Source organism: Nostoc sp. MS1 (genome assembly GCF_019976755.1).
In the GTDB taxonomy this organism is placed as follows: domain Bacteria; phylum Cyanobacteriota; class Cyanobacteriia; order Cyanobacteriales; family Nostocaceae; genus Trichormus.
Map to the genome: position 1 here is coordinate 2,934,004 of NZ_AP023441.1, position 15,067 is coordinate 2,949,070.

A 15,067-nucleotide genomic window follows, 5' to 3' on the forward strand; every position below is an offset into this window, starting at 1 on the left:
ACTTTTAAGTATTAGTAAAATGTTCTCTTCTCTAACTCATGCGAGACTTGATTGCTTCTATTGAAGGTTCAGTAGCTTGCCATGACGGACGTGCTAGTAAGCGATTGCACCAAGCATCAAGTTTGGGATAATCATAGAAAGGTAAGCTACTTTTTAGTAACCAAGGAACTATGGTTCCGGCTGCGATGTCAGCTAAGGTGAGATATTCACTACCAAAGTAAGGGCGATCATCTAATAAACTTTCAAAATATTTGAGTACTGTTTCTGCTTTTTGCTGTGCTTGCTGAATTTTTTCTGCATCACCTCCAGGTAAGCCGAGAATTTGCCCAGATAGTGCAATAGTTGCAGGCAATAATTCATTCGCACTCACCAATTGTATCATGCGGACGAGCGCTAAATCTCTAGCATTTTTTGGTAACATCACAGGCTCAGGATATTTTGCTTCTAAATAGTCCAAAATTGCCAATGACTCAATTATCTTAAAGCCATCATCCACTAAAATTGGCACATGATGGAAAGGATTTTTTAGTAAGAACTCTTGATTATACTGTTCACCATTCAGGTTTACTTGTATCAGATCAAAATCTAATCCTTTTTCTAAAAGAGCAATCCAGACACGACGAGAGTTAGGTGAAATTTGAGCGTGATAAAGCTTCAGCATGGAAAAACCTGCGATTACCTGAGTAAATTATGTAAGTAATTTAGCAGCTATTAATTAAATTCTTTTAACAATTTCTCAACGCTAGCATTATGGTCGAAAAATGAAAATAAATGCTTGTAAGCGAGTCTGCCATTTTTATCTAATACGAACTGGGCTGGTAAAGGCGCTCCTAAAGCTTGTCCTACACGATAAGTCCGAAATACTCGGCAACTAGGGTCACTAAGCAATGGCATTTTTAAACTCAAATCTCTCACAACTATTTGGCTTTGTCTTTCATCTGTACTCGTGACTAATAAAACTTCTATACCACGATTAGTAAACTCTTCATACTTTTCGTTTAAAGCTTTGATATGAGGAAAGCAGAAAGGACAATATTGTTTTTCAGTAAAAATTCTAGTGAAGGCTAACAACACAGGCTGTTTACCTCGATAATTTGATAACTTAACTACTGTACCGTTAGTAATATCTGGTAACTGAAAATCTGGAGTTCCTACATCTAACCTAAATTCATTACTCGCTGGAACAGGCAAAAAATTCCGAAAAAAACGTTCACTAAATAAATCAGTAAAATCTGTTGATATCAGCATATTTTTATTCCTAAAATTATAAATAGTACTTGTCAGATACATTAGAGCATAATCATATTATAAAGGCTTTTTACAGAAGGATTGTAGCCCTTTTCCTGCAACCGTTATAAATATCAGCACAAAACAAAACCACAGCTAGATACTGATTTTATATCTGTGTATAGCTGTGGTAATAATTATTTTTTTGACTTTTGCCCGCAGGGTAGAAGTTAGAAATATTGGTAATAACAGGATTGGTTGCAGCAAGGCAGAAAAAAGTTCAGTTGTTTCTTTCTCCTGCCTCCTCCTACCTTCTACACAGCAGCGAAATAAACTTTGGACTTCACGGGATCGGGAGTCATGGTTTTTTCGCCAGGTTGCCAACCAGCAGGACAAACTTCATCTGGGTGAGATTGAACGTATTGAATAGCTTGTAATGTACGCAATGTTTCATCAACGCTACGACCAAAAGCTAGGTTATTAATTGTGGCGTGCTGAATTACACCATCTTTGTCTATGATGAATAGACCACGTAAAGCAATCCCTGCTGCTGGGTCTAGTACGTTGTAAGCGGCGCTAACCTCTTTCTTAATATCGGAAACTAGGGGATAATTTAGGTCGCCAACACCACCAGACTTGCGATCGGTTTGTATCCAAGCTAAGTGGGAGAACTCGCTATCAACGGACACACCGAGAATTTCGGTGTTAAGTTTTTTAAATTCTTCGTAGCGATCGCTAAATGCTGTGATCTCAGTGGGGCAAACAAAGGTAAAGTCTAGGGGGTAGAAGAATAAGACAACATACTTACCACGATAGTCGGAAAGCTTAATTGTCTTAAATTCCTGATCAACCACAGCTGTTGCTGTAAAATCGGGAGCCTGTTGACCAACGCGGAGGCTACCTTCTATTCCGTAAGTGATGGACATTAACTTAATTCTCCTTCAACTTATATCGATTTACTTGGTATTGGAGTTTGGGTTAGGAATAAACTACCCATCCACGCTTTCACCCTATCGGGTAATCTACGAGCAGCCCTACGTAGTAAGCAGTCCTTTAGGGCTGTCTCACAGTTTAATTACGATCTGTTACGACTATATCATAGTCATAACGATTTTGAGTAGCAAATGGATGATTTAGATACAAGAGAATGGTTACTTACCAATGGGTTAGGGAGTTTTGCCAGTGGTACTGTTTCGGATATCCGTACCAGAACCTACCACGGCTGGCTATTTGCCGCGACAAATCCCCCTGGTGAACGTACTCTGCTACTGTCGCATCTGGAAGCTAGCTTAGAAATCGCAGGTAAAGCAGTGGCATTAGGAACAAATATTTGGGGATCAGCAGAGATTACACCAACAGGTTACAAGCTGTTACGTTCCTTTGATATTAACCCGGTTCCCAAATGGGTCTGGGGTGAAGGAGATTGGCAATTAAGTCGGCAATTCGTCATGCCTTATGGCGTAGGGAGTAGGGAGTGGGGAGTAGGCAGTGGTGGAGTAGAGGCAATAAAAACAACTCCTTACTCAGCACCCAGCACTCAATACTCAGCACGGGCTGAACGCCCCGCTTCCGCTAACAATACTCAACACTCCCAATTTTGTCATCGGTTGTTAATTCAATATCGTTATGAAGGTAGAGAAAAGGCTGTACTAAGGCTGCGATTACTGATTGCCGATCGCAACTTTCACCATCAACAAAGCCAAAGTCCAGATATCCAATTCTCTCAAGTGCTAGGTGATCAACAGATTTGTTTACAAGCAATGATTGCTGGGCGCTTTGGCACACCTTGGAAGTTGCGATGGTCACAAGGAGAATATCAAGCAAATGCAGTGTGGTACTGGCAATACGGTTTACCAGAGGAGACGCAACGAGGATTGGGCGATCGCGAAGACCTCCACAGCCCTGGTTATTTAACAGTGACACTCCAACCAGGAGACACAGTTACCTTAGAGGCAAGCATGGGTTTTCCTACAGAATCTACAGATTTCCTCAGTAGCGACACCTTCACAGAAGCGGTGGAAGCAGAACAAGAAAGGCTGGCTCAGGTGTTTGGATGGGAAGTGGATAGAGACGCGATTAATCGCGTCTGTACTGGGGAGTGGGGAATAGGGGGAGATGTGGAAGCGGGGGGAGATAAAGCAGAATTTTTGTATACTTTTTCTCCCTCATCCCCCTCATCTCCCCCATCCGCCATTCGCCAGCAACTACTCAAAGCAGGCGATCAATTCATCGTCTATCGTGAATCTATCGCTGGCCCTACAGTGATTGCTGGATATCATTGGTTTAATGATTGGGGGCGTGATACTTTAATTGCTTTACCGGGTTTAGCTTTAGTACCACAGCGTTTTGGATTGGCAAAGGGATTATTGCAAACCTTTGGACGTTACTGTCGTCACGGTTTGATACCTAATACCTTTCCTGATATTGAGAGTGAGCCATCTTACAACAGTATTGATGCGGCTTTATGGTGGATTGAAACTTTAGGGCTTTATCTGGAGGCTACGCAAGATTGGGAATTTTTGGCGGAACAGTTCTCAACTGTACAGCAAATCTACAAAGCATATTTTGGCGGTACACGCTACAACATTCAGGTTGATGCTACTGACGGCTTAGTGGGTTGGGATGCTCGTGGCATGGCTCTGACTTGGATGGATGCAGTAGTTGGAGGAGAACCTATAACTCCCCGTCCTGGTAAACCAGTGGAAATTAACGCTCTTTGGTATTCTGCTTTATGTTGGCTGAGTCAATGGGCTGAACGTTTGAGTAAGTTTGATATGGGTGATTCAGAGCGTTTGGCAAAACAAGCGCGGCGTTACGCTCAACAAGCGCAACAAGTAAAAGCCTCTTTGCAAAAGTTCTGGAATCCACAGCTTGGTTATTTGTACGACACTATTGATTTAGACGATCGCCGTAATGCTCAAATTCGTCCTAATGCTGTATTAGCCTTATCTTTGCACCATTGCGGGTTTTCTCAACAACAAGGACAACAGATATTAGATTCGGCTACCTATCGCTTGTTAACTCCATACGGTCTACGTAGCCTCGACCCCGCAGACCCTGAATATATTGGTAAATATGAAGGTAATCTTGAAAAACGCGATCGCGCTTATCATCAAGGTACAGTTTGGACTTGGTTAATCGGGCCATTTATTCGCGCTTGGCAACGTTTCTATCCACAACAACCACTACCTTTTGATTGGCAACCCTTATTAGATCATTTTCTTAACGATGCTTGTCTTGGTTCTATTTCTGAAATCTTCGATGGCGACCCTCCCCACAGAGCAAGAGGAGCTGTTGCACAAGCTTGGTCAGTTGCTGAAATAATTAGACATTTTGAGTAGTGGATAGGGAACAGGCGACAGAAATATTTCAAAAAATAGGGGCGTACATTTGATAATTATGTACATCCCCTTAAGTTAACTATTAACTATTGCAGTCGTTACATAGGTTAAGACATAGATAGATCGTCAAATCTTTTCCCTATTCCTTATTGCCTACTATCAAAAACTAAGCGTTAATTGGTTGTCTATTGTTTGCTGGTGCGTAATGGCTTTCACTATCATTACCTTTAGCCAATGCTAAAGATTCTTCACCTGTAATCAATCTGGCGCTACGTTTGCGGGTGAGGTAGTTCCAAGCCCACTGCATCATAACTAAGATTTTGTGGTCAAACTCGATTAAGAAATAGATGTGAATTAGTAGCCAGAACACCCATGCAGAGAAGCCTGTCAGCTTGATTAAGCCTAAATCTACAACGGCTGAATTTTGCCCAATCATGGCTAGGTTGCCGTAATCAGTATATTTAAAGGCTGGCAAGGTTTTACCGCGTAGGCGTTTTTTGATTAATGTGGCGACGTATTCACCTTCTTGTTTAGCTACGGGTGCAACACCAGGAAGGGGTTGACCGTTTTGGTGAGAGAAGTTAGCTAAGTCACCTACTACAAATATGTTCTCATATCCTTTAACACTGAGGTCTGCTTCCACAATCACTCGTCCAGAGCGATCGCATTCTACTCCAGTTTTTTGAGCTAAAACTTTCGCCATTGGTGAGGCTTGTACACCTGCTGCCCATAATATAGTTTTGGCGGCAACTTCTTTAAACTCATCACCTTGTTTGATGGTAACAATATCGTTTTCGATATTTGTGACGCGAGTTTTGGTGTGTACGTCCACACCAAACTGTTTTAAGGATGCTTCAGCTTCTTTGGATAACTCTGGTGCAAGGGCTGGGAGGATACGATCAGCACCTTGTAATAGTAAGATTCTAGTTTCTGAGGTGTCAATGTTACGGAAATCTTCTTGTAGAGTTTTGTATGCTAACTCTGCGATCGCACCTGCTAATTCTACGCCTGTAGGGCCACCACCAACAATTACAAAGGTCAACAAGGCACGGCGTTTTACAGGGTCTGTTTCTTGTTCTGCTGCTTCAAAAGCTGTAAAGATACGGCGACGCATTTCAATCGCATCTTCTACAGTTTTCAAGCCGGGAGCTACTTCTTGCCAGTCATCCTTACCGAAGTAAGAATGCTTTGCACCTGTGGCAACAATTAAAGTATCGTAGGGGATTTTTTTATCACCCATAACTACTTGTTGTGTTGCTGAGTCAATATCATTGACTTCTCCTAGCAACACTTGTGTATTTTTGCTTTTGCTGAGTACAGAACGCAATGGAGCGGAAATATCTGTAGCTGATAGCGCACCTGTAGCAACTTGATATAAAAGTGGTTGAAATAAATGGAAGTTACGTTTATCGATGAGAGTAACATTTACATTATTCGCATTAGCTAACGCCTTTGCTGCATATAGTCCACCAAAGCCTCCACCAATGATGACAACCTGATGGGGTGGATTGTTCTCAAGTGAAGCTACTTTCATAAAAATTTCCTTGTGTTAAGAGCTTTGTAACTATTCTTAATGAATATGTAACAAATTCTTGATGTCTGTTGTAGTTGGTTAAGAACAATTCAGAAAATAATAAAAGTAATCAAATTTACTATTTTGGAGTTTTGAAGCATATTCTTGCTAAAAAAATGCCTAATAAAATATTTATTTACAATCTAAAAATCTTTCCAATATAAGGATTGTAGACATCTAGTAGTTAAGCAAGTAATAAAAATCTGCACTGGAGATTATCTTAAAAATTTTATTTTTATTGAGTATAAACAACTAAAGAATCTGTTTATAAAAATGTGAGTAAACAATCACTAAATATTAAGAGATGTAATGTTATTAATGAACTATAAATATATATAAACTAATAATTCCAATACCTAAGATAATTATGTGAGCGATACCTACGTTAAGCTGCGCTAACGCTTATATGGAGAGATTAGCGATCGCCTGTTTGCCAACTAGAGAAAAGCAGTCTGTGTATATTAGATTTAGAGCAGAAAATTAAAACTGTAAATTTTATGTCTAGCTATCACGAAGTATTACAACAGGCTCAAAGTTTAACACCTGAAGAACAAATGCGCCTAATAGAAGACTTATCCAGTTTAATTTGTCAACAAAGGGCGATGATATCTAAGCCAAAGCGTAGCATTTTAGAATTGCGTGGATTGGGTAAAGAAATCTGGAATTGGGTTGATGCTCAAGAATATGTTAATCAGGAACGTGATTCATGGAATGGCTGCGCTAACGCCTATATGGGAGCCATTGATTAGGCTGTTGCAAAATCTGTAAATTTCCTTACATCTGGAGGATGAAAAGCCAGCACAATATCACTATTAGTTACACCCAATCTTATTAATTCATTTGCTATTCCTTCCTCTGTATAGTCTTCCTCTATATAAATTTTTTCATTCTTAACCCGAACATGAACATAAGTATATTTAATTCGTTTGCTGCCTTGCCAATCTACAGCTAACCAGAGATAATTATCATGATTTTCATCAAATGCTAAACAAGTTTCGTAATTAGTTTCAGGCGATTGGCGAGATAAATTATCATATTCAGTAAGTACTTGTTTAATTAAATTCCGATATTCTGCTACTCTGTCCATAAAGTAATTTCCTCTCTTTCATTGTTAAAAACAATAAGTTTAATATGATGAAGTTCTATAACTGCTTGAATAGATTTTCTTTGAAAGAAGCTATCAAAGATAGTATCTCTAATAGCTAGATATATATCATAGTTTTTATTTGCTAATTGTAAAATGTCACGGTATAAAATATATTGACCTAAAGCATTTTGAAAATCTTTCATTAGAGAAGGGCTGATGAAGCTCTTGATTTCAACAACTATTTTCCGTCCTTCTTGTTCAGCTAGTAAAGCTTTTTCTACAAATAAATCAGTATAAAGTTCAGCATCTTCATACTGCAAAAAATAAGGATCAGCCGTAATTGTTCACCCATCTTTAATTAAGGCATCTTTAACAGCATCATGGTAAATGTCCTTAGCTGGCATTTCGTTCTCTTAATATGGACTAGATAAATTATACTAATTGTGCAAGCAATCGCACTCTGCATTTCCAAAAGCGATCGCCTGTATAGGAATATGAGCGATACCTACGGTAAGCTACGCTAACGCTTGTATAGAGAGATGAGCGCAGTTTATGTTTTAATCACTTAAGTAGACATCAAACGCTGTTTTGGTTCAGGAATTGAACGACCCAATTCTTGAGCAGTTTCAATCCATTCTTGCATAATAACTTCAACATTTTTTAGCGCTTCTTGATAAGTTTCACCGTCAGCAGCACATCCAGGTAATTCTGGCACTTCGGCTATAAATGCTTGGTCTTCTTCACTCCAATAAATATTAATTTCATATCGCAGATTCATCTTGTCCTCCTAGTTCATATTTGAGAATTACTTCACGAACTTGCTTGACCTGATACGCTTTAGCTTTACCTTGTTTAGGCTGAAGATTTAATATTTCTTCAATACCTTCTTTTGTATATATGTGATGGCTACCGCGAATACGTTCATCAAATCCCAATTTAATTAACAGTTGACACAAATGTTCAAAAGTAATATTTTTATCTGATGTGCCTGATAATATTTTAGACAGTAGTTTATCTGTTTGACTCATGATTTAGCATAAGCGATCGCTAATTATATAATCGCATGGTTGGCGATACCTAATGTGAGCTATGTTAACGCATTTTCTCTAGGCTATGAAATAGCGATCGCCTACGGTAAGCTGCGCTAATGTCTGTCTTAAGCATAGTAAAATATAATTTATTTTTATTATTTAATTTCCAATCCGACGAATACGAATAGCTGTTGGTGTAATAACAGTAAAAGCTCCCAGTAATTCAGAACTGTGTTCATTGATAGTATTGGCAATAATTTCTGCTTTGCTAATTATTGATAATCCAGCTAATCTAATTAATACAACGCCTGAAGCAATACGACGCAAGCGAAAAACTAACTCACCAAAATCTTTGTCAGATGTTAATAATATTGCTTCTTCTTGATTAGCTAAATCCAGCACTACATCATCTGAAATTCCTGGCTCCATTTCAGCAACGTACCACACTAAATGACCACCTTGGCGCAAATGCTCAACAATCTGCGAATCTAAATTTTCGTCTGCTAGGAATTTCAAGAAGCGTTCTCAACAATCGGATAAATCACATCATATCTTAAAGCCTCAGCCGCAAATGCCAAAGCTGCTTGAATGGCTTCGCGTGTGAGTCGTGGATGTGATTCTAATATTTGTTCTGGGGTTTCGCCAGCAGCTAATTTTTCTAGAATTAACTCAACAGTGATGCGCGTACCTGCAATTACAGGTTTACCCATCATTACTTTTGGGTCGGATATAACTATTTGTTTAAGCGGTTTTTGCATTGTATTGGCTCATCGCTTGCTTTTTATATCATGCCATTAATAACTTACGATACTTAATGTAAGCTAATGCTGGTACGACTAAATGCGTGATACCTATCGTAAGATACACAACATATACTAACGCATTGAGTAATTACAATAATAAACCAGATATCAAATGCTGTTTCTGGATAAAATATACTATTTGTGCAATTGAGTGTATCTTCTCTACTATGTATAACAGCGATCGCACTCTACACATTTTCAAAAGCAATACCTACGGTAAGCTGCGCTAACGCTAATGATATGATTTTAATCGGTACTTGGGATAAGTTTAGCCCTTTTTAGAAAAAATTATTTAATCCTTAGTTAATTTTGGTGTGTTTTAGGGAAACATAAGCTGTAATAGCTAAAGTCAAAAGTCAATGGCTAATTTCAACATACAATCTAATATTTCTACCTATGGAAACAATAGAAAGTATTTTTACTGCTTTAGAGAATAAGGTTAAAGAAATAAATGTAAGTATAAAACTTACTTTTGGTAATACTAATCTTATGAAGCAACAGCTACGTCATATTATTCTCTGTAAAGAGCAATTAAATGAGATAAAATTAAATTTAGAAGAACTAATTAAATCTACTGATAAAAACACTAAATTTCCTATAATACCTGCTGCTTTAGGTGCTTTACTAACTTTAGTAGGCGGAACTACTTCCGCATTCGGAGTTGATCTAACTATAGAAGCCATACAACACCATACTAGTGAGAAAGAGAGAAGGGAAAATCTTCGTCAACGCTGCATATCTCTTCAGAAAAACGTTGAAGAAATCATACAAACCTGCGAAACTTTACAGTTAGTAGCTGATAAATCATTTGGAAATAGGGAGATTATGCAGTATTTAATTAAGAAAAAAATGCTAAAGAACTGTATTGAATTAATAGGTAATACTGTATTTTGGTTGATTTTTTTTATATTTACTCTGCTTCTGATTTACTCAATCATATTATTGTTCAGATTTGAATTAGGAGGGTTATTAGTTGCATTAATTTTTACTGGCTTCACTGCCGCTCTTGGCTCTAAAGTAGCAGAATATGTCTCAAGTAATGAGAAACAATGGAAAATGTTGCTAAATGATATAGCTCATAACTGTCATAATAAATAATCTTAAGGTAAGTTTGAGGTTAATTAAACATTTCTGCATTCCAGCTTCTTTTCTTTTACACTAATGTCATAACTTGCTCATATTCTTCTTTATGGCTTTGCAAAGCATCCCAAATATCAACTTTTTGCTGAAGATTGAGCCAAAGTCTAGGGCCATTTCCTAACGCTTTACCAAGACGAATTGTTATATCTACTGTAATTGGTTTCTGACAGTTAATAATTTCCTGAATTGTTTGATTAGGTACTCCTAATATTTCCGCAAATTTTGCTGTATTAATATCTAAGTCATCTATAATATCGGCAATTACTTCACCTGGATGTATTGGTCTAACTAATCTATCTTGAGTCATATCTTTCCAGTTATTCATAATTAATATCTAATAATTTAATACTATACTAACAATATATATTAGTGATAATCTTCCAGATTGACATCATAAGCATCACCATTTTCAAAGTTAAAAGTAATACGCCAGTTTGCAGACACCTTAATTGACCAAGTTCCTTTTCTATCTCCTTTTAACTCGTGCAAATCCTAACCCGGTAATCTAATATCTTCTACAATTGAGGCTGAGTCTATAACTTCTAGCCTAATTCTAATTTTCTTTTCTAAGTTAGCAGGGATTCCTTTATTAGAATCTTCTTTAAATAGATTTTCTAATGCTTTACTTTTAAATGTTTGAATCATCTATTTTTTGATTTTATCTCAGCCGCTTAAATCATTTATAGTGATTACCATAATTTAAAAAATATGGCAGGCATAAAGCCTGCCATCTAATCCTATTCTATGCCCTCAATTCGGTCTTCGACTTCTTGGTACAACTCGCGCAGGCGGTCTAAATTCTCCTCGCTAGTTTCCCAATAACCGCGACCATTCACTTCCAACAATGTTGATACCATCTTGCGGAAAGAATGGGGGTTGAGGTTCATCAACCGTTTCTGCATTTCTTCATCTTTGATGAAGGTTTCGTTGGCATCCTCATATATCCAGTTGTCCACAGCGCCGGCTGTTGCACTCCAACCCATTGTGTTTACTAACCGCTTGGAGAGTTCGCGTACACCTTCGTAACCGTGAGATAGCATACCCTCATACCACTTGGGATTTAATAGTTTGGTACGGGCATCTAGGCGGACGGTTTCGGATAAGGTGCGGACTTGGGCGTTAGCTGTGGTGGTGTCTGCAATGTAGGATGCTGGGGTTTTGCCATCACCACGCAGACTTGCTACCAGTTTGGTGGGGTCTGAGTCAAAGTAGTGGGACACATCTGTCAAGCTAATCTCGGAAGAATCCAAATTTTGGAAAGTCGCATCAGCAGTTTTGAGGGTGCTTTCAAAAATCTGCCGGGATTCGTCCATCATTCCGGGGTTATCGGAATTGAAGGAGAAGGATTTGCGCTTGAGGTACATTTCCTGCAACTCGGCTTCGCTATCCCATGTGCTGTTTTCTACTGCCAAGTTAATGTTTGACGAGTAGGAACCAGAAGCATTGGAGAAAACGCGAGTGGCTGCTTGACGCAGATTAATTCCCATTTCCTCAGCTTGCTGCATGGCGTGTTTGCGGACAAAGTTCATTTCTAAGGGTTCATCCGCTTCCGCCGCCATTTTCACCCCTTGGTCTAGCAGGTTCATCTGGTTGATGAACAAGTCGCGGAATACTCCAGAACAGTTGATGACTACATCAATTCTGGGTCGTCCCAATTCTTCTAAGGGAATTAACTCCAACTTGTTCACCCGTCCTAATGCGTCGGGAACGGGACGCACACCCACCATCCACATGATTTGGGCTAGGGATTCCCCGTAGGTTTTGATGTTATCGGTTCCCCAGAGGACGCAGGCGATGGTTTCCGGCCAGTTACCGTTGTTTTCCGCCTTGTTCCTTGCCAATAGCCTATCTACCACGATTTTCGCTGATTGTACAGCCGCAGCCGTAGGGATGGACTGGGGGTCAAGGGCGTGAATGTTCTTACCTGTGGGTAATACATCTGGGTTGCGGATGGGGTCGCCACCAGGGCCGGGGAGGATGTATTCGCCTTCCAAACCTTTGAGTAATGCGCCGAGTTCGTTGTCTGCACAAACTTGTTGTAAGCAGAACTCTAAATACTCAAACAGGGGTTTTAAAGCGGAAGCATCAACTTTGGGATAACCTGCTTTGTGTAATGCTTCTACCCAAGGTTCCTTTTTACCCATGTTGAAGAAATTCAACTTAGAAACTAGGGAAACCCTGCCTTCTGCATCGGTTTGTTCTTGTACCAAGGCGCGGACGGCGGCGCGAGTTGCTAGAGTGATGTCTTGTAGCAGTTGGACATCTTCTAATACGCCTTTGTCGCTGTTTAGGTAGATTTCGTCAATGTTACGTCCGATGCTGTTGGCGATGATGCGGGGTAAGCTGAGGATTTCTTCTTCTTGACGGTCTAAGCTGGCGATATTAACTAAAGTTGCGATCGCTTCCTCTGCACTGGGTGGTTTACCAATGACGTGTAAGCCACAAGGTAACAACCGCGATTCGATTTCCATCAACTTGCGGTAGACGCTACCAACGATATTATCCCGTTCTTCCGGGGTCATATCTTTGGCATCGGTTTCTGGCAAGTTAATATCTTTATCTAGGTTAACGATGCGGCATTTATCCATAATCGTGTTAACGATGGGGATACCGCGACCGCTATCTTTTAGGGTTTGGTAAGAAGCAATTAACTCGCTGAGTTCCTTCAAACCTTTGTACAAACCAGCATTTTCTGCGGGTGGTGTGAGGTAAGAAATTGTCTCGGCGTAACTGCGGCGTTTGGCAATTGTCGCTTCGCTGGGGTTGTTGGCGGCGTAGTAGTACAGGTTAGGAATTGTACCAATTAAGTTATCTGGGTAGCATTCGCCTGACATCCCCATTTGCTTCCCTGGCATAAATTCCAAGGAACCGTGTGTCCCAAAGTGCAGCACTGCATCCGCACCCCAAATCCTTTCTAGGTATGTGTAGTAGGCGGCGAAGCCGTGGTGTGGGCTGGCGGAACGGGAGAACAATAGGCGCATGGGGTCGCCTTCATAACCAAAGGTGGGTTGTACACCGATGAAGACGTTGCCGAATTGCTTACCGTAAATTAACAGGTTTTGTCCGTCGCTATTGAGGTTTCCTGGTGGTGGCCCCCAGTTTTCTTCTAGGCGTTGGGAATAAGGTGTGAGTGCTTCATATTCTGGCACTGACATCTTATAGGCGATGTTGAGTTCGGGGCTAGCATACTGCGCTTGTGCGTCGTGGATGACTTGTTCCATCAACTCTTTCGCGTTTTCTGGCAAGTCTTGCACGTCGTAGCCGTTGTTTCTCAACGCCTGCATCACTTCGTAGATGGAACCGAATACGTCTAGGTATGCGGCTGTACCTACGTTGCCTTTGTCGGGGGGGAAACTGAAGACGGTGATAGCAACTTTTTTGTTTAGCTTCGGTTTGCGGCGGAGGTTAGCCCACTTCAAGGCACGTTGAGCTACGGCTTCGATGCGGTCTCGGAGGGCGATCGCCTTCCCAGTCGCCCCATCTCTACCCGATAATATAATCGGTTCAATCGCCCCATCAAGTTCAGGAATAGCAATTTGCAATGCCACTTGGATGGGATGTAAACCTAAATCGCTATCTAACCACTCTTCGGTAGTTTGGAATACCAAAGGCAACGCCACCATATAAGGACGGTTGAGTTTCTTAAGGGCTTCAATTGCCTTGGGATGGTCTTGTCTAGCTGGGCCACCTACCAAAGCAAAGCCTGTTAAAGATATAACCGCATCTACTAAGGGATGCTTGGTAGTTGGTTCGTAGAAGTAAGCATCTACAGGCTTAGAGAAATCTAATCCGCCAGCAAATACGGGTAATACTCTTGCCCCTAGCGATTCCAACTCCTGTACCATCGCTACATAATGGGCATCATCCCCTGTAACTAGGTGAGTGCGTTGTAATACTAACCCCACACAGGGCGCTAAAGGATCTTTTAAATCGCTGGAAATATCCTTACGGGCTGTGTACCAGTTGAGGTATTCTCTCACATCCTCAAACATAGTAGTTGCCAAAGGATGCCAAATACCCATGTCGGGGTACACCACTGGCGCTTGATATTCCACTGATGCGGAATTTTGTTTTTCTACAGCTTTTAATACGTATTTATCAGCCAGCATCAGCAAGAAGTTTTCCAGGTTTTCTGGCGAACCTCCTAGCCAATACTGAAAACTGAGCATAAAATTACGCGCGTCCTGTGCCTTTTCCATTGGTAGATACTTCAGCACTTGCGGCAATGTCCGCAAAAGCTTCAGCATCCCATCTTGGAATCCCGCACCGGATTTTTCCTTGCGTTTGCGCATGAATTGAGCGATCGCACTCTTCGATTGTCCCAACTGTGCCAGAGAGAAACTGCCCATTTTGTTTAGGCGCATAACTTCTGGCATTGAGGGGAATACAACCGCAACGTCGAGGCGATCGCGGTATGGTTCTACTGCTGTAACTACTTTCTGTGCTAAGTCTTCGATGAAAATCAGTGAAGCGATAAAAATATTGGCACTCGCGATCTCCCGTTGGAACTCTTCGTAGTTCTCTGGATCTCTCAGTTCCTCAATCAAATACCCACTGATTTCAATCGCCAGGTTGGGATTATTCGAGTTAATCGTGCGAACCGCTTGCGACAGTGCGCTCTGGTACTGGGACTCAAGCACGACATAGACCACCTTAATTAAGTTACGTCCGCCCAGATTATCAGGGGCAATGTGTCTAATGGTGGACTTGACGTGGGTGAACATGCTTCCTCGGCTCCTTTGATGCGTGTTCTCTACTAAATTTCCTTTGCGACTTTTGCCGTCAAAGGTGATTTCTTTTGTTCGGCAATATGAGTTTTTTATCAGAAAAACCTTACCAAATGGGCATTTTCTCGTTTATCTGAC

The 15,067-nt window shown here is 40.6% G+C and carries 14 protein-coding genes and 2 pseudogenes; 3 read left to right on the forward strand and 13 right to left on the reverse strand.

What is annotated here, in order from left to right:
* Positions 1-31: 31 nt before the first annotated feature.
* The 3 genes from NSMS1_RS12700 to NSMS1_RS12710 all read right to left on the reverse strand — a co-directional run bounded on the left by NSMS1_RS12700 (position 32) and on the right by NSMS1_RS12710 (position 2,153).
* Positions 32-661: a glutathione S-transferase family protein gene (locus NSMS1_RS12700; protein ID WP_224093631.1), complete on the reverse strand. Its 630-nt coding sequence runs from the start codon at positions 659-661 to the stop codon at positions 32-34.
* A gap of 50 nt (positions 662-711) precedes the next feature.
* On the reverse strand, positions 712-1,248 hold the full coding sequence (locus tag NSMS1_RS12705; protein ID WP_224093633.1) for a peroxiredoxin family protein: 537 nt from the start codon (positions 1,246-1,248) through the stop codon (positions 712-714).
* Positions 1,249-1,541: 293 nt separating this feature from the next.
* Positions 1,542-2,153: a peroxiredoxin gene (locus NSMS1_RS12710; protein WP_067764307.1), complete on the reverse strand. Its 612-nt coding sequence runs from the start codon at positions 2,151-2,153 to the stop codon at positions 1,542-1,544.
* A 198-nt stretch (positions 2,154-2,351) separates the two neighbouring features.
* On the opposite strand from NSMS1_RS12710, the gene NSMS1_RS12715 reads away from it, so the two are divergent.
* On the forward strand, positions 2,352-4,568 hold the full coding sequence (locus NSMS1_RS12715; RefSeq protein ID WP_224093635.1) for an amylo-alpha-1,6-glucosidase: 2,217 nt from the start codon (positions 2,352-2,354) through the stop codon (positions 4,566-4,568).
* 166 nt (positions 4,569-4,734) lie between these two features.
* Here NSMS1_RS12715 and NSMS1_RS12720 read toward each other — a convergent pair whose 3' ends face one another.
* Positions 4,735-6,102: an NAD(P)/FAD-dependent oxidoreductase gene (locus NSMS1_RS12720; RefSeq protein ID WP_224093638.1), complete on the reverse strand. Its 1,368-nt coding sequence runs from the start codon at positions 6,100-6,102 to the stop codon at positions 4,735-4,737.
* A 536-nt stretch (positions 6,103-6,638) separates the two neighbouring features.
* On the opposite strand from NSMS1_RS12720, the gene NSMS1_RS12725 reads away from it, so the two are divergent.
* Complete coding sequence (locus NSMS1_RS12725; RefSeq protein WP_224093639.1) at positions 6,639-6,890, forward strand: hypothetical protein; 252 nt, start codon at positions 6,639-6,641, stop codon at positions 6,888-6,890.
* Here NSMS1_RS12725 and NSMS1_RS12730 read toward each other — a convergent pair.
* The 6 genes and pseudogenes from NSMS1_RS12730 to NSMS1_RS12755 form a co-directional block, all read right to left on the reverse strand.
* On the reverse strand, positions 6,887-7,228 hold the full coding sequence (locus NSMS1_RS12730; RefSeq protein ID WP_224093641.1) for a XisI protein: 342 nt from the start codon (positions 7,226-7,228) through the stop codon (positions 6,887-6,889). The genes NSMS1_RS12725 and NSMS1_RS12730 overlap by 4 nt on opposite strands.
* Positions 7,216-7,632, reverse strand: a pseudogene (locus tag NSMS1_RS12735) (XisH family protein). Before NSMS1_RS12735 ends, NSMS1_RS12730 begins: the two are co-directional and overlap by 13 nt.
* 161 nt (positions 7,633-7,793) lie before the next feature.
* A complete protein-coding gene (locus NSMS1_RS12740) occupies positions 7,794-8,006 on the reverse strand; it encodes a type II toxin-antitoxin system HicB family antitoxin (RefSeq protein WP_224093642.1) in 213 nt (70 codons plus the stop codon).
* Positions 7,990-8,256, reverse strand: a complete 267-nt coding sequence (locus NSMS1_RS12745) for a type II toxin-antitoxin system HicA family toxin (RefSeq protein ID WP_224093643.1) — start codon at positions 8,254-8,256, stop codon at positions 7,990-7,992. Before NSMS1_RS12745 ends, NSMS1_RS12740 begins: the two co-directional genes overlap by 17 nt.
* A 162-nt stretch (positions 8,257-8,418) precedes the next feature.
* Positions 8,419-8,775 (reverse strand): DUF5615 family PIN-like protein, encoded by a 357-nt coding sequence (locus tag NSMS1_RS12750; protein ID WP_224093644.1) that lies wholly within the window; start codon positions 8,773-8,775, stop codon positions 8,419-8,421.
* Positions 8,772-9,017 (reverse strand): DUF433 domain-containing protein, encoded by a 246-nt coding sequence (locus NSMS1_RS12755; RefSeq protein WP_190469354.1) that lies wholly within the window; start codon positions 9,015-9,017, stop codon positions 8,772-8,774. Before NSMS1_RS12755 ends, NSMS1_RS12750 begins: the two co-directional genes overlap by 4 nt.
* A 441-nt stretch (positions 9,018-9,458) precedes the next feature.
* Here NSMS1_RS12755 and NSMS1_RS12760 point away from each other — a divergent pair, with 441 nt between their 5' ends.
* The gene (locus NSMS1_RS12760; RefSeq protein WP_224093645.1) at positions 9,459-10,160 is read left to right on the forward strand and encodes a hypothetical protein; all 702 of its coding nucleotides are present in this window, start codon (positions 9,459-9,461) and stop codon (positions 10,158-10,160) included.
* Positions 10,161-10,215: 55 nt separating this feature from the next.
* On the opposite strand, the gene NSMS1_RS12765 is transcribed toward NSMS1_RS12760, so the two are convergent.
* The 3 genes and pseudogenes from NSMS1_RS12765 to NSMS1_RS12775 form a co-directional block, all read right to left on the reverse strand.
* Positions 10,216-10,527 carry a HigA family addiction module antitoxin gene (locus NSMS1_RS12765; protein ID WP_224093646.1) on the reverse strand — a complete coding sequence of 104 codons (312 nt, stop codon included), beginning with the start codon at positions 10,525-10,527 and terminating at the stop codon, positions 10,216-10,218.
* Positions 10,528-10,568: 41 nt separating this feature from the next.
* Positions 10,569-10,847, reverse strand: a pseudogene (locus NSMS1_RS12770) (type II toxin-antitoxin system RelE/ParE family toxin).
* Positions 10,848-10,939: 92 nt separating this feature from the next.
* A complete protein-coding gene (locus NSMS1_RS12775) occupies positions 10,940-14,926 on the reverse strand; it encodes a magnesium chelatase subunit H (protein ID WP_224093652.1) in 3,987 nt (1,328 codons plus the stop codon).
* Positions 14,927-15,067 lie beyond the last annotated feature (141 nt).

Coding starts and splice junctions, on each gene's coding strand:
- NSMS1_RS12720 (WP_224093638.1), bottom strand. CDS start 6,102: ATGAAAGTAGCTTCACTTGAGAACAATCCACCCCATCAGGTTGTCATC.
- NSMS1_RS12775 (WP_224093652.1), bottom strand. CDS start 14,926: ATGTTCACCCACGTCAAGTCCACCATTAGACACATTGCCCCTGATAAT.
- NSMS1_RS12760 (WP_224093645.1), top strand. CDS start 9,459: ATGGAAACAATAGAAAGTATTTTTACTGCTTTAGAGAATAAGGTTAAA.
- NSMS1_RS12715 (WP_224093635.1), top strand. CDS start 2,352: ATGGATGATTTAGATACAAGAGAATGGTTACTTACCAATGGGTTAGGG.
- NSMS1_RS12710 (WP_067764307.1), bottom strand. CDS start 2,153: ATGTCCATCACTTACGGAATAGAAGGTAGCCTCCGCGTTGGTCAACAG.
- NSMS1_RS12730 (WP_224093641.1), bottom strand. CDS start 7,228: ATGGACAGAGTAGCAGAATATCGGAATTTAATTAAACAAGTACTTACT.
- NSMS1_RS12725 (WP_224093639.1), top strand. CDS start 6,639: ATGTCTAGCTATCACGAAGTATTACAACAGGCTCAAAGTTTAACACCT.
- NSMS1_RS12700 (WP_224093631.1), bottom strand. CDS start 661: ATGCTGAAGCTTTATCACGCTCAAATTTCACCTAACTCTCGTCGTGTC.
- NSMS1_RS12765 (WP_224093646.1), bottom strand. CDS start 10,527: ATGAATAACTGGAAAGATATGACTCAAGATAGATTAGTTAGACCAATA.
- NSMS1_RS12705 (WP_224093633.1), bottom strand. CDS start 1,248: ATGCTGATATCAACAGATTTTACTGATTTATTTAGTGAACGTTTTTTT.
- NSMS1_RS12755 (WP_190469354.1), bottom strand. CDS start 9,017: ATGCAAAAACCGCTTAAACAAATAGTTATATCCGACCCAAAAGTAATG.
- NSMS1_RS12745 (WP_224093643.1), bottom strand. CDS start 8,256: ATGAGTCAAACAGATAAACTACTGTCTAAAATATTATCAGGCACATCA.
- NSMS1_RS12740 (WP_224093642.1), bottom strand. CDS start 8,006: ATGAATCTGCGATATGAAATTAATATTTATTGGAGTGAAGAAGACCAA.